General features: G+C 37.3%; 21 protein-coding genes. 8 read left to right on the top strand and 13 right to left on the bottom strand.

Going from position 1 to position 22298, the window contains the following annotated elements:
* Positions 1–7: 7 nt before the first annotated feature.
* Both kdpB and kdpA read right to left on the bottom strand, forming a co-directional pair.
* Entirely contained in the window at positions 8–2071 is a 2064-nt protein-coding gene (gene kdpB, locus HCH28_RS05055; protein WP_221680094.1) for a potassium-transporting ATPase subunit KdpB, read from the bottom strand.
* A 15-nt stretch (positions 2072–2086) separates the two neighbouring features.
* A complete protein-coding gene (kdpA, locus tag HCH28_RS05050; RefSeq protein WP_221680093.1) occupies positions 2087–3781 on the bottom strand; it encodes a potassium-transporting ATPase subunit KdpA in 1695 nt (564 codons plus the stop codon).
* Positions 3782–4154: 373 nt separating this feature from the next.
* Between kdpA and HCH28_RS05045 the strand changes: the two genes are divergently transcribed.
* The 4 genes from HCH28_RS05045 (at position 4155) to HCH28_RS05030 (ending at position 9265) form a co-directional block, all read left to right on the top strand.
* Positions 4155–6860, top strand: a complete 2706-nt coding sequence (locus HCH28_RS05045; protein ID WP_221680092.1) for a sensor histidine kinase — start codon at positions 4155–4157, stop codon at positions 6858–6860.
* On the top strand, positions 6853–7560 hold the full coding sequence (locus tag HCH28_RS05040) for a response regulator transcription factor (RefSeq protein ID WP_221680091.1): 708 nt from the start codon (positions 6853–6855) through the stop codon (positions 7558–7560). Before HCH28_RS05045 ends, HCH28_RS05040 begins: the two co-directional genes overlap by 8 nt.
* Before the next feature lie 165 nt (positions 7561–7725).
* Complete coding sequence (vrrA, locus tag HCH28_RS05035; RefSeq protein WP_004227219.1) at positions 7726–8220, top strand: VrrA/YqfQ family protein; 495 nt, start codon at positions 7726–7728, stop codon at positions 8218–8220.
* Positions 8221–8296: 76 nt separating this feature from the next.
* Positions 8297–9265 (top strand): 4-hydroxy-3-methylbut-2-enyl diphosphate reductase, encoded by a 969-nt coding sequence (locus HCH28_RS05030; protein WP_004227216.1) that lies wholly within the window; start codon positions 8297–8299, stop codon positions 9263–9265.
* 46 nt (positions 9266–9311) lie between these two features.
* Here the strand turns inward: HCH28_RS05030 and HCH28_RS05025 are convergent, their stop codons facing one another.
* Both HCH28_RS05025 and HCH28_RS05020 read right to left on the bottom strand, forming a co-directional pair.
* On the bottom strand, positions 9312–10013 hold the full coding sequence (locus tag HCH28_RS05025) for a response regulator (RefSeq protein ID WP_221680090.1): 702 nt from the start codon (positions 10011–10013) through the stop codon (positions 9312–9314).
* Positions 10014–10031: 18 nt separating this feature from the next.
* Complete coding sequence (locus HCH28_RS05020) at positions 10032–11612, bottom strand: ATP-binding protein (RefSeq protein ID WP_423203067.1); 1581 nt, start codon at positions 11610–11612, stop codon at positions 10032–10034.
* A 111-nt stretch (positions 11613–11723) separates the two neighbouring features.
* Here HCH28_RS05020 and HCH28_RS05015 point away from each other — a divergent pair, with 111 nt between their 5' ends.
* The 3 genes from HCH28_RS05015 to HCH28_RS05005 all read left to right on the top strand — a co-directional run bounded on the left by HCH28_RS05015 (position 11724) and on the right by HCH28_RS05005 (position 14987).
* The gene (locus tag HCH28_RS05015) at positions 11724–12773 is read left to right on the top strand and encodes a TRAP transporter substrate-binding protein (protein ID WP_221680089.1); all 1050 of its coding nucleotides are present in this window, start codon (positions 11724–11726) and stop codon (positions 12771–12773) included.
* Positions 12774–13037: 264 nt separating this feature from the next.
* The gene (locus tag HCH28_RS05010) at positions 13038–14297 is read left to right on the top strand and encodes a dicarboxylate/amino acid:cation symporter (RefSeq protein WP_009370130.1); all 1260 of its coding nucleotides are present in this window, start codon (positions 13038–13040) and stop codon (positions 14295–14297) included.
* Between the two features lie 153 nt (positions 14298–14450).
* Positions 14451–14987, top strand: coding sequence for a tubby C-terminal domain-like protein (locus HCH28_RS05005; RefSeq protein ID WP_221680088.1), 537 nt, complete (start codon positions 14451–14453; stop codon positions 14985–14987).
* A 72-nt stretch (positions 14988–15059) separates the two neighbouring features.
* Here HCH28_RS05005 and HCH28_RS05000 read toward each other — a convergent pair whose 3' ends face one another.
* Entirely contained in the window at positions 15060–15686 is a 627-nt protein-coding gene (locus HCH28_RS05000; protein ID WP_221680087.1) for a hypothetical protein, read from the bottom strand.
* 265 nt (positions 15687–15951) lie between these two features.
* On the opposite strand from HCH28_RS05000, the gene HCH28_RS04995 reads away from it, so the two are divergent.
* Positions 15952–16131, top strand: a complete 180-nt coding sequence (locus HCH28_RS04995; protein ID WP_221680086.1) for a hypothetical protein — start codon at positions 15952–15954, stop codon at positions 16129–16131.
* A 62-nt stretch (positions 16132–16193) separates the two neighbouring features.
* Here HCH28_RS04995 and HCH28_RS04990 read toward each other — a convergent pair whose 3' ends face one another.
* From HCH28_RS04990 to rpoD, 8 genes are all read right to left on the bottom strand, one after another.
* A complete protein-coding gene (locus HCH28_RS04990; protein ID WP_009370126.1) occupies positions 16194–16733 on the bottom strand; it encodes an NADPH-dependent FMN reductase in 540 nt (179 codons plus the stop codon).
* Between the two features lie 214 nt (positions 16734–16947).
* The gene (locus HCH28_RS04985) at positions 16948–17196 is read right to left on the bottom strand and encodes a DUF2164 domain-containing protein (RefSeq protein ID WP_221680085.1); all 249 of its coding nucleotides are present in this window, start codon (positions 17194–17196) and stop codon (positions 16948–16950) included.
* Between the two features lie 110 nt (positions 17197–17306).
* Positions 17307–17531 carry a hypothetical protein gene (locus HCH28_RS04980; protein WP_048392200.1) on the bottom strand — a complete coding sequence of 75 codons (225 nt, stop codon included), beginning with the start codon at positions 17529–17531 and terminating at the stop codon, positions 17307–17309.
* A 14-nt stretch (positions 17532–17545) separates the two neighbouring features.
* On the bottom strand, positions 17546–18667 hold the full coding sequence (locus tag HCH28_RS04975) for a Nif3-like dinuclear metal center hexameric protein (protein ID WP_202341242.1): 1122 nt from the start codon (positions 18665–18667) through the stop codon (positions 17546–17548).
* A gap of 1 nt (position 18668) precedes the next feature.
* On the bottom strand, positions 18669–19361 hold the full coding sequence (locus HCH28_RS04970; RefSeq protein ID WP_221680084.1) for a tRNA (adenine(22)-N(1))-methyltransferase: 693 nt from the start codon (positions 19359–19361) through the stop codon (positions 18669–18671).
* 164 nt (positions 19362–19525) lie between these two features.
* Positions 19526–19891, bottom strand: coding sequence for a c-type cytochrome (locus HCH28_RS04965; protein WP_004227169.1), 366 nt, complete (start codon positions 19889–19891; stop codon positions 19526–19528).
* Between the two features lie 459 nt (positions 19892–20350).
* Positions 20351–20917 carry a hypothetical protein gene (locus HCH28_RS04960; protein ID WP_004227167.1) on the bottom strand — a complete coding sequence of 189 codons (567 nt, stop codon included), beginning with the start codon at positions 20915–20917 and terminating at the stop codon, positions 20351–20353.
* 245 nt (positions 20918–21162) lie between these two features.
* Positions 21163–22290: an RNA polymerase sigma factor RpoD gene (gene rpoD, locus HCH28_RS04955; protein ID WP_004227165.1), complete on the bottom strand. Its 1128-nt coding sequence runs from the start codon at positions 22288–22290 to the stop codon at positions 21163–21165.
* Positions 22291–22298: the final 8 nt, after the last annotated feature.

The raw sequence follows: 22298 nt of genomic DNA, 5'->3' as shown, positions 1-22298 counted from the left end.
CTTCCTCCTATAGCCCAAAACTACGGCAAAGTGGACCAACTAGTATGTCAATTAACTTAATCCCAATAAAAGGGGCTATAATACCACCTAAACCATAGACGAATAAATTTTTATTCAAAAGTTTTGAAGCACTCATTGGTTTATACGTTACACCCTTTATTGCAATTGGAATTAACAAGGGAATAATGACTGCATTAAAAATTAAGGCAGAAATAATCGCACTTGTTGAAGAATTAAGTTTCATTATGTTTAATGCGCTCATCTCAGGCACTGCCACCATCAACATAGCAGGTATGATGGCAAAATATTTTGCTATATCGTTAGCGATACTAAATGTTGTTAAAGCGCCACGAGTCATCAGAAGCTGCTTCCCTATCTCTACAATTTCAATAATTTTAGTTGGGTTTGAATCTAAATCAACCATGTTAGCTGCTTCTTTTGCTGCATTTGTACCTGAATTCATCGCTAGCCCAACATTGGCCTGCGCTAATGCTGGTGCATCATTTGTACCATCACCAGTCATTGCTACTACCTTCCCTTGTGCCTGTTCATCCTTAATGACTTGAATCTTATCCTCAGGTTTGCTTTCTGCGATAAAGCTATCGACTCCAGCTTCCTTTGCAATGGCTGCTGCTGTAAGTGGATTATCTCCTGTACACATAATGGTTTTAATCCCCATTTCACGAAGCTGTTCAAAACGTTCCTTTAGTCCAGACTTGACAATATCCTTTAGATAAATTACCCCTAAAATCTTATCATTTAGTGATACGACCAGAGGCGTCCCCCCTACTGTAGATACTTGTTGAACCAGCAACTCTAAATTTGAAGGAATACTGTACCCTGCCTTCAAACTCTCTCTTTTTATCGTATCATAGGCACCTTTTCGAATTTTTGTGCCATCCGCCCTATCCAAGCCACTCATTCGTGTTTGTGCAGTAAAGGGAATATGTTTACTTGTCTGGATAATGCTTTTTTCACCGTCCGTATTCACCCCTAATTCGCAAGCAAGCGATAAGATAGATTTTCCCTCAGGTGTATCATCTGTTAGAGAACTAAGCCATGCAGCTTGCATTAACTCTTCCCTGACAACTCCTTTTACTGGTAGAAACTCAGCTGCCATTCGATTGCCATATGTTATCGTGCCAGTCTTATCTAAGATTAATGTATCCACATCTCCACAGGCTTCCACCGCTCTCCCAGACATTGCGATGACGTTAAATTGGGTTACCCTATCCATTCCAGCAATACCAATTGCGGATAATAATCCACCAATCGTTGTAGGAATTAAACAAACTGTAAGTGCTATTAATGTTGCGATAGAAATTGGCACATTCAAATAAATAGTCATTGGATAGAGGGACACTACCACTAACAGAAAGATAATTGTTAAACTTACTAGAAGTGTATTAAGGGCTATTTCATTTGGTGTTTTCTTACGGCTAGCCCCTTCAATTAGCGTAATCATTTTATCCAGAAATGATTCGCCAGGCAATGAAGTTATTTCAATCATCAACCAATCACTCGTAACCGTCGTACCACCCGTAACGGATGAAAAATCTCCACCTCGTTCTTTTACAACAGGGGCAGATTCACCTGTTATTGCCGATTCATCCACAGTAGCAATGCCATCAATGACTTCTCCATCATTTGGAATTACCTCTCCAGCTTGAACTAATACAATATCTCCTTTTTTTAGGTCATGGGCCTGTTTAAGGATTTCCGTACCATCATGAAGCAAAACACGAGCCTGTGTCACTGTCTTTGTTTTTTTTAAAGTTTGAACTTGTGCTTTACCTCTTCCTTCTGCAATTGACTCTGCAAAATTAGCAAATAGAATTGTAACAAAAAGTAGGCTAGCAACTATGCCATTGTATAATCGAGCGTGTTCTTCTACTACACTCCCAAACATATTTGGAAAAAGAACTAATAGCAGCACAAACAAAAATCCTACTTCTACAACAAACATAACAGGGTTTTTTAGCATATAAGTGGGACTAAACTTCTTTAAAGCATCTATCATGGCATTTTTCAGCATCTTACTTGTCAAAAAACTCTTTTTTACTGTTTCCATATGCTCTCTCCTCCATTAAGAATAAAGTTGTAAATGTTCTGTAATTGGACCAAGTGCTAAAGCTGGTAAAAATGTTAGCGCACCAATCATTAAAACGATAGCCACAAGTAAAAAAGTGAAAGTAGTATTATCCGTTTTTAATGTTCCTATTGAATCACTGTGCCAAAACTTTTTGGCAAGTAGAGACGCAATCGCAAGTTGAATGATAATGGTTAAATATCGTCCAAAGAACATGGCAAGTCCTGTTGTTACGTTCCAAAATGTCGAATTATCTGCTAACCCTTCGAACCCTGAGCCGTTGTTGGCAGAGGCAGAGGCAAATTCATATAAAACCTGTGATAATCCGTGTGCACCTGGATTCGTAATTCCTGCTATTCCTGACGGTGTTACAACTGCTAGTGCTGAAAATAGCAAAATAATAGCCGGATGAATCAAAATGCATAGTGCAATTAACTTCATTTCTTTCTCTTCAATCTTTTTACCTAAAAACTGAGGAGATCGCCCAATCATTAAACAGGCAATAAAAATTGTTAGTAGAACATACATCATCATGTTCATCAGGCCGACCCCTTTACCACCAAACACAACATTTAGCATCATATTAAACATCGGCACTAGACCACCAAGAGGCGTCAATGTATCGTGCATATTGTTAACAGATCCTGTTGTGAACGCGGTAGTGACAGTGGTAAATAATGCTGATTGTACTACTCCAAAACGCATTTCTTTCCCTTCCATGCTCCCTAGCTCCTGTGTTATACCGAGTTCACTTATCATTGGATTACCAGCCTTCTCTGCTATGTACACAGTCACTAATCCAAGTAGAAACAATATACTCATTGCTGCAAAAATAGCTAAACCTTGTTTTCCAAAAATAGTTTTCTTTTTTCTATAAGCGATCATCAAACTAAAGGCAACTACACAAGCGCCCGGCAATAGCATCATCGATAACATCTCCACTATATTTGAGAGAACGGTTGGATTTTCAAAAGGTGTTGTTGAATTGGCTCCGTTAAAGCCCCCACCATTCGTACCTACATGCTTAATTGATTCTAGAGAAGCGACAGGTCCAAGTGCAATATCTTGTAATTTCCCTTCGATCGTTTGTACTGTTTTATTTGCACTTAAGGTTTGTGGTGTCCCTTGAGATACTAAGATAATGGCAACAACGATGGAGATAGGCATTAAAATACGCGTAATAACACGAACAAAATCAATAAAGAAATTCCCAATAGTATCTGTTTTTGCAACAAGACGACGACAGAATGCCATACAAGCTGCATAACCCGTAGCTGCAGATGTAAACATCATGAAGATAATGACTAGCATCTGTGATAAATAGCTGAGTCCAGATTCACCACTATAATGTTGAAGGTTTGTATTCGTCATAAAAGAAATGATCGTGTTAAATGAAAGTGTAGCTTCCATACTGCTAATATTATTTGGATTTAAAAACAGTAAAGCTTGAATGCGCAACAAAATATATCCAATAAAAACCATAAATGCATTTGAAAGTATTAATGAAAGTACATATTCTTTACCATTCATATCTACTTGTTTAATGCCACACAATTTATAAATGACTGCGTCAACTTTGTCTAGAATAGGATCAAGCCATGTTTTTTGGTGTAATGTTACCCGATATAGATAATGCCCAGTTAAGATAACGAGCGGTAAATAAATAATTAATACGATGGCTATTTGCCACATAGTGCATTACCTCCTAACAGCCTTTAATAATTTTCAGGACAAAGTAATGCATGCCCTAGATAACCAAACAAGAACACAAGTACAATTCCAATAAAAATCCACATTTCTATTTCCTCCTTATTGCTCATCCACTAGTTTGAAGCACCATGTGGTTAATGACAAAAGACTTCCAAAGCTTATCAGTAGCAATACAACCATATAAAAGTCCATCAATATAATACCCCTCCTTCATTTAGGATGTTTTCATCATACTGACTTTCAAATTAATGTAGTGTTAGGAAATCTACTTTTCTATTAAGAAAGCATAAAGAAGCAAAATCTTTATACTTTCTTAATGGGCGTTAACGCTATAATACAAATGAGGTGATTGAGGATGGAAAATACACGTCCAACTCCTGAGATGTTTTTAGCAAGACTTCAACAGGAGCAACAATTTGTAGGGAATTTAAAAATCTTTCTCGGTTATGCTGCTGGAGTAGGTAAAACGTACGCAATGTTAGATGCAGCACATCAAGCTCAAAAATTAGGTAAAGATGTGGTGGTTGGCTATGTAGAACCACATCCTCGTCCAGATACGTTAGCTTTACTAGAAGGGCTTGAGCAAATTCCTACGAAAAAAATAACCTATAGAGGCAAAGCTTTTTATGAATTAGATATTGATGCCGTATTGCAGCGCAAGCCAGAAATTGTTCTTATCGATGAATTGGCACATTCCAATGTTCCAACAATGCGGCACAAGAAGCGTTTTGGAGATGTTGAAGAACTACTTTCAAAGGGGATTCATGTTTATACAACTGTAAATATTCAACATATTGAAAGCCTTCATGACTTAGTAGAAGAAATTACTGATATTAAAGTACGAGAGCGTATCCCTGATTACTTAATTGATCAAGCATCTCAAATAAAAGTCGTAGACATTGAACCAGATGAGCTAATACAACGCCTACAAGAAGGGAAAGTTTATGCAAAGCAACAAGCGGAAAAAGCACTGCATTCTTTTTTCCGCAAAAAAAATTTAGTGTCATTACGAGAAATCGCATTACGTAGAGCAGCGGATACAATTAACTATAAACAACTAAACAACCAAGAATCTGTCAAACACCCTGTACAAATAGAAGAACACCTACTAGTTGGTATCAGTAGTTCTCCTACAAATGCAAAAGTTATTAGAACCACTGCAAGACTTGCACAAGCATTACACGGTAAATTTACTGCTCTTTATGTGCAAAACCTGCAGGAGAATGAAGGAAATAGTGCAAATTCTGAACGATTACAACAACACATTAAACTTGTTGAACAGCTTGGCGGCCATGTCGTCATTGTTCAAGAAGACGACGTAGCAGCAGCCCTTGCTAATTATGCTCAAATTAGCGGGGTCACAAAACTTGTTATCGGACGAACAAGTATGAGGAAAAAATGGTGGCGACCTAGCACAAAAATAAGTGACCGCCTGAATGAATTTGTTCCGAACTTAGCTCTACACATCGTACCAGATCAAGAAAATGAACCATTTTATTTTCCAAGTATCAGTAATAAATTATCATTTGAATTGCTTGATTTGTTCAAAATGTTTATCGTATTTTGCTTCATATCAGTTGTCGGCTTATATCTATATACAATTGGTATAAGCGAGTCAAACATCATTACAATTTACATTTTAGGGGTCCTCATCCTTGCTATTTGGTCAACAGGGTCGATGATGAGTATTATTAACTCCATTATTGCTGTCTTACTTTTTAATTACTTTTTTACAGAGCCTCGATTTTCATTTGATGCTTATCATCGTGACTATCCAATGACATTTTTTATCATGTTTATTTCCGGAGTAATTACGAGTAGCTTAACAAAGAAGATAAAGGAGCAAACCATTATAGCCATTCGTAAATCTTATCGAATGGAGGTACTCCTTGAAACAAATCGTAGGCTTCAACATGCTAAGTCTATGGAAGAAATAATAGTTGAAGGCATGTCTCAAATTGTTAAATTAGTAGAAAAGCCTGTACAATTTTTCGAAATAAATAACCAGGTAATTGAGAAATCCTCTTTCTTTCGTACTGAAACAATGTCTAGTAGTGAAAATCAAAAAATAGCTGTACTTTTCGATAATCCAAATGAATGTGGTGTTGTTAGTTGGGTGACAAATAATAGGCATGTAGCAGGTGTATCCACAGACATATTTCCTGAAGTGAACGCTTATTATATACCTGTAATCTCTAATGGAGATGTGAAGGGTGTTATAGGTATTGCCCTATCTAAAGTCTCCCCATTGCCTGCATTTGAGCGCAATATTTTGCACGCCATTATTAATGATTTTTCATTCGCCTTGGATAAATGGTATTTACAGAAACTTAATGAGGAAGTAGCGCGAGAAGCTGAAATGGAACAGATGCGAGCTAACCTTTTACGTGCAATCTCTCATGACCTTAGGACACCACTCACTGCTATCTCTGGAAATGCAGATATATTACTCAACAATGCATCACTAATACCAGAGATTGAAAAAAATAAATTATATGAAGATATTTATAAAAATTCAAAATGGCTTGTACAAATGGTTGAAAATTTACTAGCTGTATCTAAGTTAGAGGATGGGCAATTTGCGTTAGAAATGCAAATTGAACTAGTAGAAGATATTATTCAAGAGGCACTTTCCCATGTTGTTCGTCACAACAATACACATAAAATATCTTATGAAATTAAACCTGAGTTTTTATTTGCTGTAATGGATGCTCGATTAATCATACAAGTTTTCATTAATATCATCGATAATGCATTGACTTACACCCCACCAGGCAGTGCCATTACTATTATAGTGAAAGAATCTGATGGGTTCGTAAGTTTTAGTATTTCTGATAATGGGCCTGGAATCGATGACGCTTTAAAAAGTAGCTTGTTTGAGCCATTTACAACTGGAAAAGTACAGCGCAGCGATAGTAGACGAGGTCTTGGTTTAGGCTTGGCACTCTGTCAAACAATTTTAAAATTACATGGTAGCAGCATAAACGTTTCAGATAATAGACCTCAAGGAACGATTTTTAACTTTTCACTGAAAAAAGGAGTAATGAAATTTGATGAGTAAACGAATTCTTGTAGTAGAGGACGATGTAGCAATTGCCAATTTAATTAAAATGACATTAGCGACAAACCATTATGAATACGACATTGCACGTGATGGTAGTAGTGCACTTCAAAAGGCTCTTACCATAAAACCTGACGTTTTTATTTTAGATTTAGGTCTACCAGACATAGATGGCGTAGAACTAATCACAAAAATTAGAAGTTGGAATCAAACACCAATTATCGTCGTAAGTGCTCGTGGAGAAGAACATGATAAAATTAATGCTTTGGATGCAGGTGCAGATGATTATGTAACTAAACCATTTAGTGTGGAAGAATTATTAGCAAGAATTCGGGTTGCCTTAAGAAGAATGGCCTATGAACAACCACTTGAAAAAGAGAATCCCATTTTCACAAATGGTTATCTTCAAATTAATTATGTTGATCAAACAGTATTTGTAAATGGAAAAGAAATACATGTAACGCCGATTGAATATAAACTTTTAATTGTTTTATCCAAAAATGTTGGAAAAGTTCTAACACATAATTATATTTTAAAGGAAATCTGGCAAAATGCTCTTCAATCAGATGTTCCAAGTTTACGAGTATTTATGGCTACACTTCGAAAAAAAATAGAAGTTAATCCAGCACAGCCCAAACTTATTCAGACACATGTACGGATAGGCTATCGAATGCTTCGCTATCATGAAGAAGATGAATGAATTTGGAACCTAAGGTCTAGTTGTATTTGGCCTTCTACTTTACTTTACAAATTCCATATTACATTTGATTTTATTTAGCTTTATCGAACCCTCCTATTAGCCTTTGCATATCATAGCTATAGTCAGGTATGTCATCAATGAAAAACAAGTAGAAAGGAGATCATTATGGTATTTCGACCACCTTATCCATACCCAATGTATCCGGGTGGCATGAGAATGCCCATGCCCATGCAAACACCTCCACAGATGTCGCCACAGTCCTTTTTCCCGCCTGGAGGCTTCCCTGTTCAACCACGAATTCCAGGCGGCTTTCCAATGGCTAATGGAATAGGTTCATTTGGAGGGCAAATGCCGATGCCACCTGTGCAAGAAGCTTCGAAAGTCGGTTCATTTTTACAGCAAGCCAATAGTTTATTTAATACAGCCAAAACCTATACCCCTTATATCCAACAAGCTATGCCGATGGTGAAAAATATTCCATCACTCTTAAAATTGTATAAAGGATTCCAAGGACTTCCTTCCGCTGGCGGTGGAGCAACTGAAGCAGCAGGAAGCGATAGTAAGGCTGCTGGAAGTAGACGGTCATCTAGGCAAAGTGCATCATTTACGCCTCCCGAGCCACTTCCATCTAAACCACGTATTTTCCAACCACCAATGTAAATGAACGTTTCTTTGTATTCACTGTCACTGTCCGTTATAATGTAGATAGGTAAGCTTGAAAGGAGTCACAACCACCATGCAAGTATTAAAAATTAATCCACGTGGCTATTGCTACGGTGTTGTGGATGCGATGGTGATCGCTCGTAACGCCGCACTTGATAAAACATTACCAAGACCTATCTACATCTTAGGGATGATTGTGCATAATAAACACGTCACAGATGCGTTTGAAGAGGATGGTATCATCACGTTAGATGGTGATAACCGCCTAGAAATTATTGAACAAGTTGAAACAGGTACTGTCATTTTTACAGCACATGGTGTTTCACCGGAAATTCGTGAGATTGCGAAGCGAAAAGGCTTAGTGTCCATTGATGCTACATGTCCTGATGTAACAGTTACCCACGATTTAATTCGTGAAAAATCAGCAGAAGGCTATGACATTATTTATATTGGTAAAAAAGGACATCCCGAACCAGAGGGTGCTATTGGCGTTGCCCCGGATCATGTCCACTTAGTTCAGTCTTCTAACGATATTGATGCTTTACAATTAACGAATGATAAATTACTTGTCACAAATCAAACGACAATGAGCCAATGGGATGTCGCCCATTTAATGGATAGTTTAAAAGAAAAATTCCCACATATTGAGGTACACAAAGAGATCTGTTTAGCTACACAAGTCCGTCAAGAGGCTGTTGCTCAGCAAGCAGGTGAAGCGGATTTACTTATTGTTGTTGGTGATCCTAAATCCAATAACTCGAACCGCTTAACACAAGTTTCTGTAGAAATTGCAGGAACACCATCCTATCGCATTGCAGATGTTTCAGAGCTAAAAGTAGAATGGTTAAAAGGTATCAACATCGTTGCTGTAACAGCAGGTGCTTCTACGCCAACGCCAATTGTAAAAGAGGTTATTAACTTCCTTGATCAATTTGATGAAAATGATCCATCTACACACGAGATTAAGCGTACAGTGACACTAGATAAAATTCTGCCAAAGATTAAGACAGCAACACCTGTTGATAAAATCATGCCTTATTAATTACTCGCAAAAAATCCTGATTGCATAATGACAATCAGGATTTTCTTTATTTACTAAAGTAATAGTTTATAGGACGCCCAATGCCACCATAATGGACATCCATTGTAATTTCCTCTTGTTTTTCAAGATAATCTAAATATCTTCTAGCTGTTACGCGGGCAATGCCAATTCCACTGGCTACTTCTTCTGCTGAAGCACCATCCACCGATTGTAAAAAGTGCACAACCTTTTCAAGTGTTGTACGATTAAAACCTTTTGGGAGATTTTTCTCGGATTTCAATGTAACAGATTGATCCAATAGGGTTTGTCCATCACGATAATGAAATAACTGATCTAATTCTCCCTGTGTGAGCTCACGTTCTGTTTGAGTTTGCTTGTTAAAGCGTAAATAATTGTCAAGTGTCCCTTTAACACGTTCAAAAGAAAAGGGCTTCATAATATAATCAAAAACACCTAGATGTAGTATCTGTTTCACTGTCTCCATATCATTTGCAGCCGTCACGGTAATAACATCTACTGGTAGATCGAGCTCACGTATTTTGCGTAAGCTTGTAATACCATCTTGCTCTGGCATAAAAATATCCATAAAAACTAAATCAGGCTTCAGAAGACAAATTTGCGTAATACCTTCTAATCCATTAGGTGCCTGTCCAACCACTTGAAAATGCTCTACCTTTTCAATAAATTGACGATTTACCTCTCGTACCATTGGATCATCCTCAATTAATAATACTCTGATCTGTGCCACTGCTAGCCCTCCATCCCATTAAGAATAATAAAAGGTGATTAAAAAACTTGTTCCTTTGTTAGGCTCAGTGATGACTTCGATGTCACCCTGTCCTTTTTCGACGATTTCCTTTATTAAAAATAACCCTATTCCACGGTAGTTTTTCTCTTTTGTAGAATAACCATTATCAAAAATGTGCTGCTTGACCTCTTCCGTCATGCCAACACCATTATCAGTTACTAATATGGCTAATACGTCATCATCTTCATCCACAGAAACATGAATCACCTTCTCCTCGACCTGTACATCCTTTAATGCATCAAATGCATTTTCTATCAAATTACCAAAGAGAATGACGAAATCATGATGATCCAAATTAGCTGGAAATGATGTTAATCGGCTTTCACGGTCAATTTCCAATCGAATTCCTTGTTCCTTCGCGTAGGAAATTTTACTGAGCAATAGCCCAGAAATATTTTCATTTTTTATTCGTTCGTTTAAAAAATTAGTGATTTCATCATGCTCTTCCTTCACTTGTGTTAAGTAAGAAAGTGCCTGTTCATGATGACCTAGCTGTAAAAGACCGGCTATCGTATGCAGTTTATTTTTATGTTCATGTGTTTGTACACGAAGGGCTTGGACAAATGCTCTAACGCCTGTTAATTCTTCTGCAAGCTTTTTCACTTCCGTACGGTCTTTAAACATGGCTACTGCCCCAACAGTTTCGCCATTAACCTGTATCGGAATTCGATTACTCATAATACTATGATTATTAATATACAGCTCACGATTAAATAACGGCTGATCCAGCTCTAAAATTTCAGGAAGTCGTGTGTCTGGCAAGACATGAAAGATTTTCTGTCCTATCAATTTAGAGGGTTTTTCATAAACGCCTAAGATATCACAGGCTTTTTCATTAAAAATCGTAATGGTCAAATCATTATCGATAGCAATGATACCTTCGTGCATGGCATTAAACGTTTCTGTACGTTCTACATACATTTTGGCAATTTCATGCGGCTCTAACCCAAACATTTGTTTTTTCATATGAAGCCCCAATGTTCGTGCTCCCCATGCACTAAATAGTAACGATAATAGAACAGTAATCATTAGTTCGGTTTGCATTGTTTGCAGTAACTCCACTACCGTAAGAACACTGTACCCTACTACCGTAACACCTATTTGTTGTCCTTCATGATTCATAATCGGAACAAACGCACGAACCATATTACCATGTTCCCCACGTGCAATCGACGTATAGTAGTGCTCTGAAAAAGCAGCGTTTAAATCGCCAGATTGTGATATTCGACCAAGTTCCTGGCTATTAGGATGAGAATATTTTCGTCGTTGCATATCAAGAACAACAATATATTTTGCCCCATTGATATCACGGATTTCTTCTACAACAGGATTAATATGCTGTACGGCATCATAGTAATTTTCACTAGCAATATATGTTTTTATTTCAGGAAGCTGTGAGACGGTTTTTGCTACAAGGAGTGCTTGATCACTTAGTTTAGTCTTTTGCTCATTCATGACAAAACCTAACAAAAAAGTACCGCCAATGCTAAAGGAAAGCATGAGAATAAAAAAAGTCAGAGACATAATTTTTCTTTGCATGGATAACTTCTGAAATTTCAACTGACCGCCTCCCTTCTACTATATTTTAGCTTACTCCATATGTTAGAATAACAAAAACATCAGAAAATACGAATTAATTGGGTGTATACAATGAAAAAATTTATTATTGGAACGATTATAACTGTGCTTGTGTTAATCCTCACTATCAGTGTTCAACAAGGATTACTATTCGCCAAGCCACTTCCCTATGATGATGAGCAAAAGGGTTTAGACACACAGATAACCATTCATTTAAGTCATGTCGTCGCTGAAAATACCCCTAAAGGTCAAGCTGCCAACAAATTTGCTGAGCTAGTAGAAGAAAAAACAAACGGGAAGGTCAAAGTACATGTCTACTCCAACTCCTCTTTATTTAATGATGAAAATGAATTTGAGGCATTGCAAAAGGGAGAAGTGGAAATGATCATCCCTACTTTTTCTAAAATGACAGCTTATGTTCCTAATTGGCAGGTGCTTGATTTACCCTTTCTATTTAATACAAATGAGCAAGTAAAGGAAGTCCTAACGGGTTCTATTGGTGAACAATTGGTCAATGAGCTAGAGCCGTTCCATATTAAAGGGCTTGGCTTTTGGTACAATGGGTTTAAGCATCTAACCTCTGTTGAGCAGCCTATTTATACATTTGAAGATTTACAGGGCTTACGAGTACGTACGATGCCAAGTAAAACATTAGAAAAGCAATTTGAACTAGTCAATGCAACACCTATACCTATTTCTTTTAGTGAGGTCTTTTCGGATTTAGAAAAGCATGCTATTGATGCACAAGAAAATACCGCTTCTAATATCTATTCAAAGGGTTTTTATAAAGTACAAAAGCATATGACTATCACCCAGCATGGGATTTTAGGCTATGCTGTATTAATGAATGAAACCTTTTGGAATTCACTACCTATCAAAATTCAGCATCAGCTGTTGGATGCTATGAAAGAAACAACCGATTGGCAATTTGAGCAGGCTGAACTTATGAATGAACAAGATATGGACAAGCTGAAACAGCTAGATGATTTTGATGTATATACAATGAGTCCTCAAGAAAGACAGCGCTTTAAGGAACAACTTGTACCTGTTTATGATTTTTATAGAGGTCATATTCAAAACGATCATGTCTTAGCAGAGATTGAAAAAATCGTTGCTCCCTAATACTTTTGTTCATTAATGAAAAAATCCTTACAAAACGTAAGGATTTTTTCTTTTGTATTATAATAGATTCCAAAATATCATAACTACTATAAAACAGCTTAAAACCCTTGACATTACTAGCTTTAATCCCCCCTTCTCTCAGAATGAACAAAATGAACAATACAACCATTACGGTCATAAACACTATTGTCGGAAAATTTCAGCTATGATAACCACATGAAAGCGTTCACACAATATTCATAGATGTTGTAGGGGGAGAACTATATGCGGATAAATTTTAAAAACTTAACAGTACAAGTATTGATCGCCATTGTCCTAGGGATTATCGTCGGAGCAACATTCCCAGAATTCGGGGCAAAGCTCAAAATATTGGCGGATATATTTATTAAACTTATTAAAATGTTAATAGCACCAATTATCTTCTTAACAGTCGTAATCGGCATTGGTAGCATGGGGGATGTCAAAAAGGTTGGTAAAATTGGTGGAAAAGCTTTAATTTATTTTGAAATTGTATCAACTTTTGCCCTTGCAATTGGCTTAATCGTTGTCAATATTGTTCAACCAGGTAAAGGTTTTAATACAGATGCAGCAAGCGGCGCTGATGTTTCACAATATACCGAAGCGGCATCTGCAGAACATGGTTTAGGTGCATTTATTATGCAAATTATTCCTGAAAATGTAGTTGGTGCTTTAGCAAATGGTGAATTATTACCAGTCTTGTTCTCAGCTGTTTTATTTGGACTAGCTGCTGCGGCGATTGGAGAACCAGCTAAACCTGTTATTAAATTTTTCGAGCAAGTAGCAGATATTTTCTTTAAAATCGTTAACATGGTGATGAAAATTTCACCCATTGGTGCGTTTGGTGCCATGAGTTATACAATCGGAAATTTTGGACTTAAATCATTAGGAAACTTAGGATTTTTAATGCTATCTGTTTACATTACAATGTTCATTTTTATTGTTGTGATTATTGGATTGATTACCCATTATTTTGGCTTTAGTATTTTTAAATTTATCAAGTACATTAAAGATGAAATCTTTATCGTTATCGGAACATCTTCATCTGAATCTGCATTACCTTCCATGATGCGTAAGCTTGAAAACTATGGTTGTTCAAAGCAAGTGGTAGGGCTAGTGATTCCTACAGGCTATTCATTTAACTTAGATGGAACATCCATTTACTTATCAATGGCTGCGATCTTTATTGCGCAAGCCTATGGTGTGGATTTAGATGTTTGGCATCAAATTACGTTATTAGCCATCTTAATGCTTACTTCTAAAGGGGCAGCTGGTGTAACAGGCTCTGGCTTTATTACACTTGCAGCAACATTAGCAGCATTCCCGATGATCCCAGTAGAGGGGATTGCCCTTTTAATCGGCGTAGATCGCTTCATGTCAGAAGCACGTGCTGTTACAAATCTAATTGGTAATGGTGTCGCAACAGTGGTCGTGTCAAAAATGGAAAAAGAATTTGATACAGAGCAGGAAAAGCGAGCTCTGTCTGGTCATACCCAAATATCATAAAAAGAAAAGGGCTGCTGAAAGCGAAATAATTTGCTCTTCAGCAGCCTATTCATTTATTTATAGAGAGGCATGTAAATAAAAAACACCATAGAGCTAGTTTCTTGAAACCTCCTCGACTGCATACTCGTATAAATAATGACTGGAGGTCTCTTTATGACAACATTTACACTTACCTATCCGAAGGGCTTTAAAAGCTTTACTGATATTCCAATCGTGAATGAACACAACGAAACAGTATGTGTACTTCAAAAAATGGAACGTACCTCTGCTGGTAAAGTATTGAATGCTGTCTTGCTGGTAGCTGCACAGCAAACATTACCATTCCGTTATGAGACACGCACTACATTAGGTGTACCACTTTTTCAAGTACAATCTACCCTGCTAACAAAAGGAGTCAGCCATCAAATTGTTATGCCTGATGGTAGCTTGATACCCATTCAACGGAAAACAGTGCAATTATTAGAATCCTCTTATTCATTCAAAATGGACGATTTAGAATTTCGTTTTGAAAAGGATTTTACCTCTACGGCTTATTTATATTGCAATGACGAAAAGATTGCGAGTGCAAGCTCTATTGAAACTGAGCTAGTACAGATAGGCATACAGTTTAAGCTTTTCCAAACGGATGATATGCGCTTTGTTGCACTCCTAGCAACTCTTTATCAAGCTCTCTTTGCAACAACTACATAGTTGCTTAAATATGTCAAAGGCATCGAGCGTTAACCTCTCGATGCCTTAATCCTATGTTATTTTTCTATACAGCTAATTTATTTTTTCTCGTTGGGCATTTAATATGTTAATAACATAGGAATCATTTTGTGATGCTTTTGCTTGTACAATCTTCTTGATGGCTTCTTCCATCCTTAACGCTAACTCAAGTGCCTCATGCGTAACGCCCTTTATACTTGTTTGTATGGTAATAGTTGTTCGATTTTCAATGACTAAATATTCATATACGTCAAAAACTTCTAAGCCCGCAATTAAATCTTCCATCAAAAGGTTCATATCATCTCCCATTATCTTGTTGTTATCAAGCAAGGAGGTAAACTCCCATCTTTCAAAAACTATGGGATAGTCCTTTAGGGGAGACGTTTTTAAAGCATTTTTTGCTGTGGATTCCATATCTTTTTTGATTGACTGGAAATAGTCTTCTTCGCCTACAACTTGGATTACTAATTCCTTTTCTGCCGTCGTTTTAACGTCAATGCCGACATACTTTTCAAGTAGCTTATCCTTCAATCGAGCTAGACTCAACTCTTCATTTGTTATAAGCGATTGAGCCTCTTTATTTGCTTCTGACCTTTTCTCTCCTGCAAATTTATCAAATAGGACCAGCATAGATATAATGACTACCAACAGCCCGATGACAAGCCCAAACCGTTTACCCATTGAATCCCTCCTGATAGGAAGGTATGTCCCCTTTTACTACAATATTCGCTTTTCTAGCTTGAAACAGCTCACACTTATCCTACTAAAATGCGAAGTGTCGAATACAGTATCTCCCCTCTTCATAAGGGAAATTATATCGCTTATTTTTCCCTACATATTCCGGGACACGAAATAAATTTGCTTTGTTTTGTCCTTTCTGTGCCATGCTTCTAGAAAAGGAGTACAACTTAAGAGGTAGTAATTCTATCATTATGGAGGGTTTTATATGGCATCAAAAGCAGCTGATATTAAAAATATACTGACATTAAATCTACTTGTACAAATCTTAGAGGAACGTGGCATTATGACAGATAAAGAACTAAAAGAGTGCCTCACCAATACAGTAAAACTATCTTCGATGGAGAATGATTTAAAGGAAAAAGTCCTTGAAGAAATCAAACATTAATGATTACCTCATCAAAAAACGACCGCTTTCTGAAAGCGGCCGTCTGAATCAAAGCTTTAAGTTTAGGATCGAATTGTTTTCAAAGCAGTTGACCATGGCACAAGCTGATCTAACATTTGATGAACAGAATCGGCTTGCACCTCTTTTGGTTTAAAGACAGAGCCGTTTTCAAAATCAGTAAATAATGATAATGCTGGATGCACTCGAACATCAGCAACTAGCAATTCTCCGAGAATTCCTCGTAGATGCTCTGCTGCACGCGCTCCTCCAACAGAACCATAAGAGACGATACCAGCAGCTTTATTGTTCCATTCCACTCGTAAATAATCTAATGCATTTTTTAATGCACCTGTAATGGAGTGATTGTACTCCGCAACAATAAAGACAAAGCCGTCACAAGCTGCTACTTTTTCTGACCATGTAGCTACCCCAGAAGTATCTCCACCTGGTTCCCCTAAAAATGGTAATTTAAATTCAGCGATATCAATTATTTCATATTCCGCATCACGACGTTTTTCCGCAACTTCCTTTACCCAAGTTCCAACTTGTGGGCTTACACGACCTTCTCGCGTACTTCCTAAAATAATACCGATTTTTAACATATGACGCCTCCTCTTATCATCCATTCTTGTGACTCCATCACGATTCTTCGTACGTGTTCGCCACTCGTAACCATTTTGGTCAGGGAAATATCCCTTTATTCATCACCCGAAAATTAGCTTTGAATAGTTAGAATTGAATTATCTCTAATTCAAGATTAAGGTACCATCAAGCTTTCTTACCTGTCAAATATTTAAACTAGAGGGATAAGGAGGATTATTTTATTTTAATGGGCTGCTCCAATGCCTCTAATTCCTCTTCAATAGAGGCGTATTGTCTTTCCACAATATACTTGGCATCTGACAAGGCGGCATTATAAATATAGGGGGCAATATGCTCCTTGATAAAATCTAACATACGTTCAGCTTCAAATTCACTAATGTCTTCATCACGCTCATTATAAAAAAACCGTTGGATATCAGCAAGAATCATTTCCTGCTGATCTTTAGATAAACGAATAAACAAGACACTCTCTCCACTTCTGTTAATCAATTTTTTTCATCTTATCACTGTTCATAGATTCCTTGCATTCAAAAAGGCTGAAACACTAGTACTGCTAGCGTTCAGCCTCCATCTCATTGTTTACATTCAAATGAATAGCTAGTGGATAAAAAGTTTTTCTCCTTTGCTACAATCGCTTGTCCACCATCATCTTCACATTGCTGTGTCATTGCATCGATTTTCTTATCATTGACCATATTTGTCATCACCGTCATACCAATACCAAAAACAACGATGAATAAACCAATCATGATCCATAGCTTGCCGGCTTTATTACCAGCTGGTCTTTCATTAGCCATATTTGTTCCCTCACTTATACAAATAAAAATGGTTCTGTATGGATCGTTGATTGAATGAATTCAACCAAGTATTTTTTATCCTCACATAGTTCAGCCATTTTTTTTGCTACTCCTGCAATCATTACCTTTTCTACATGATGCCCAGGATCTACTATTTGTAAATCAATGGCTTGTGCGTCCTGAGCTGTATGGAAGTACATATCGCCTGTTAAGAAAACATCAGCTCCTGCACGTTTTGCCGCATAGATATATTTATTACCATCTCCACCAACAAGCGCAACCTTGCTGACCTTCGATTGTAAATCACCCACTACACGAACAGCTGGCACATCTAGTTGCTGTTTAACGAATTCAGCAAATTGTTGTAACGTCATTTCCTTTGTTAAGTAACCTACACGCCCTAATCCCATCACATTTGTTTGCTGCTCAAGACGTATCACATCATAGGCAGGCTCCTCATAAGGATGACTAGTAAGCATGGCCTTTAACACGCGGCCTTTCATGGATTCAGGAAAAACAACTTCTACCTTTACTTCTTCCTCCACATGTAATTCGCCAACAGAGCCAACGAACGGATTAGCTCCTGCTAGTGCACGGAACCGACCTTCTCCAGTCGTTGTGTAACTACATGCTTCATAGTCGCCAATACGACCCGCCCCAGCTGTTGCAAGCGCCTCACGTAATGCTTGTGCATTAGCAGTTGGTATAAAGACTGCCAGCTTCAACAAATTCTCAGCATACGTTTCTTCTAATATTGAACGGTTTTTTAGCTGTAGGGCATCTGCTAATAAATCATTTACCCCACCTTCGGCTACATCTAAATTTGTATGAGCGGCATATACAGCAATATCGTGTTTAATCAGCTTTTCATATAAGCGCCCTGCTGGATGATCTGTGCGGATATTCGCTAGGCGTCTAAAGATTGGTGGATGATGTGCGATAATCAGCTCACAGCCTTTTTCTATTGCCTCATTTGCCACGGCTTCATTGACATCTAACGTCACCAACACTTTACTGACAGGTTTGTTTAGGGTCCCTATCGCTAGTCCAATTGGATCATTGTCCATACAAGCTAGTTTTTTCGGTGACCATGCTTCGAACACTTGAATAACTTCTTGGCCATTTACCGTTTTCATCTTACAAAACTCCTTCTACTAAATGTATCAGAGCCGTTAACTCTGCACGTTTTTCTTCAATTTCAGGTGTTTGTTCTGCTCCCTCAATGGATTGTAGTACACGTTGCCAATTGTCTTTTTCACGCAACCATTTTTTCGTAAATGCTGGTGATTTGCGCAGGCTTAGCTTAGGTCCAAACAAAATCTCTGCTGTAGAGAGCTCCATTTGGCCTCTTTGTAACACAAGGATTTCATAGATTTTATCATCTTCCTCTAAAATCTCTTCATCAAGAATCGCCCATTGATGTGCTAAAGCCCACTCACGGATAACCTTGGCGTGAATATTTGGTTGTAGGATTAGACGTGTGACACCTTGAAGCTTTTCTGGATGCTTCTCTAGAATGGAAACAATTAATGGTCCACCCATGCCAGCAATTGTCACCGTATCCACATGGTCAGCTTCTTTGATCGCTGCTAAACCGTCTGCAAGGCGTACTGTAATTTTTTCTGTTAAGTTTTCCTTCTGTACTTGTCCTACCGCTGATTCATAAGGTCCTCTTACAACTTCTCCTGCTATGGCATATGAGGCAGTCCCTTTGTGAATTAAATAACATGGTAGATAGGCATGGTCACTACCAATATCCGCCATGACTGCTCCTGTAGGAACAAATTTTGCTACTGCTTCTAATCGCTTTGAAAGTTTTTGTGCGTTCATTTTTATACCGCCTATCTTCAATAGAGTCCATTAATAGTATGGATGATGTCGTGAAAAAAAACAAATGGAGTTGTCTCACATTTCTATGTGGACAACCCCATCTTCATGATGCTTAAATCTAAAAAGTAGCTGTACTATTTCAGTACAGCTACTTGTCAGTTTTACTATTCTAAAGTAGAAATGTATTCAGCGATTGCTTTTGCTTCCTCTTCAGTTTTCATGTTTGGTTGCATTGGAGTACCTTCGATACCCTTTGTTAAAACTTCTACGATACGAGCTTCATCTAAGCCATGTAGGTTTGGACCCATACCACCAGTTAAATCACCACCGTGACAACCGATACAAGATTGTACTAATGCTGCTCCATCACCACCAGCATTTGCGTCTGTAGTTTCTGTAGTTTCGCCACCGCCCTCATGTTCAGCAGCAATTTCTTTCTTGTTATCTGCACCTTGTAAAGACATGAAGAAAATAAGACCAATACCAAATGCCAGAATTAAGATGTAAGGAACGACTGGATTGTTTTTCATAAGTTTCCCCTCCTCATTTTAAGTCTACTTCTATTATAATATAGAATCAGTCAACATCTAATATTGTACTTCATTAACAAAGAAACGAAAAGCCCTATTCGCTAAGTTTTCCTTTGTTTGTAACAAATTCGACATTTCTGTATCTATTGGATAAAATATGTCTTGCCAACATCCAAATTTGGTCAAATTTATCCTTTTATACAATTTCTTTTTCATTATATTTATGCTGTTATCATACCCTTTTCACTCATTCATATACCCAAAATTAAAAAATCTGTACGTTTTTAATTAGCGTACAGATTTTGAATCTCCTGAGGTAAAAACTTTAACATGATACTGACCCTATTATAGATAAATTGTCACAAATGGTTTTATATAAACACTAAAGTTCAATTAAGTTTCTTACCTGATATAGTAGATGGAGTGCTTTGTACATTGATACAAATAACATTTGCTAAATCAAGATAAATTTATGATATAGTACCCCACTAGTGCTATTAATCCTAAAGCACCTGAGACTGTGAAATATAGAAGTTTCATTTTAATACCTGACAAAAGCCAAATGACACAATTTGCTGCAATCAAGCAAAATAAAACCGTATTATTTCCACTAAAATATGTAGTACAAATGCGGATCGACATACTAAATAACAGGATGGCCGCTAGTACATGAAAAATGGGAGCTAGTAGATGTTTTTTTCGCGCCATTTGCCACGCAGCAATAAATAAGATGCATGCGCCTACTCCCACAATTACTGTAAAAATCAATGTTAATGATTGCATTGTAAAATAAAGTGCCAAAACAGCCATTATGGCGATACATAGACCCACTACCAATAGGATCATTTTTCTTTTTTCTGATGGCAAGACCGCTTGTTTAGGATGTTGCACTGGTTCTAACTCCTCTATATCAGCCCCCTCCGTATAAAGAGCTGCTAAAAAGTCACAATAGTGCTCAGGTAAAAGTTTATTTTGCTTCCAAAACAAAATTTCATTAAGGATTATTTTTTTGCGAGGATTTGTCATAGTGTTAGCTCCAAACATTGCTTAATAATGGTTGTATTACAATTTTATCTCACACTATTTGAAAACACATCTGTATAAAGTCGCAAATCTAGCATTTCCCTCATTCTAATTATCTATGATTGCATAACATCGATAGGTGAATAGCAAGGCTAATTTCTTTTTGTTCACTTTTCAAGCCTATAAAAAAAGAGCTATACCAATTAGTCATTATCTCACTACTTGGATAGCTCCAGCTATTTTAAATTTTATTCTAAGAAGTCTTTTAAACGTTTACTACGAGAAGGATGGCGTAATTTTCTTAGTGCTTTCGCCTCGATTTGACGAATACGTTCACGCGTTACGCCAAAGACTTTTCCAACCTCTTCTAATGTACGTGTGCGACCATCGTCTAACCCAAAACGTAAACGAAGTACGTTTTCTTCACGGTCTGTTAATGTATCTAGTACATCTTCTAATTGTTCTTTTAACAGTTCATAGGCTGCATGGTCGGAAGGAGATTGTGCTTCTGAGTCCTCGATAAAGTCTCCTAAATGGGAATCATCTTCTTCTCCAATTGGTGTTTCAAGAGATACTGGTTCTTGTGCAATTTTTAAAATTTCACGTACTTTTTCAGGTGTTAAATCCATTTCTTCTCCAATTTCCTCTGGAGAAGGCTCACGACCTAAATCTTGTAAAAGTTGACGTTGTACACGTATTAATTTATTAATGGTTTCGACCATATGAACAGGAATACGAATCGTACGGGCTTGGTCAGCGATTGCGCGTGTAATCGCCTGACGAATCCACCATGTAGCGTAAGTCGAGAACTTAAATCCTTTACGGTAATCGAATTTTTCAACAGCCTTAATAAGACCCATATTTCCTTCTTGAATTAAATCAAGGAATAGCATTCCACGACCAACATAGCGTTTTGCAATCGATACAACTAGACGTAAATTCGCTTCTGCAAGGCGTTTACGTGCTTCCTCGTCCCCTTGCTCAATGCGTTCAGCAAGTGCAATTTCTTGCTCAGCAGATAATAAATCCACTCGGCCGATTTCTTTTAAATACATACGTACAGGGTCATTGATTTTAACACCTGGTGGCACACTCAAATCATTTAAGTCGAAAGTTTCTTCGTTCGCTTCTTCTTTCATTAGACTTTCTTCTTCAAATTCTTCTTTTCCAATGATTTGAATATCTTTATGCTTTTCAAGATCCTCAGCAAAATGGAAAATTTCTTCGTTTTCCAATTCATAAGGTGTTAGTTTCTCTGAAATTTCTTTCATTGAAATTTCACCCTCTGTTTTTGCTTTTTCTTGTAGGAATTTTTTTGCATCATCTAATGTAATTTCTACTTCTATCTCTTTTGAACGTTCTGACTTGTCCGCCATAAACCTTC

Origin of the sequence: Lysinibacillus sp. K60, from assembly GCF_019731275.1 — a bacterium.
GTDB lineage: Bacteria > Bacillota > Bacilli > Bacillales_A > Planococcaceae > Lysinibacillus > Lysinibacillus capsici.
The sequence above is the reverse complement of the archived record's forward strand: the minus strand, read 5'-3'. Positions and strand labels throughout refer to the sequence as shown.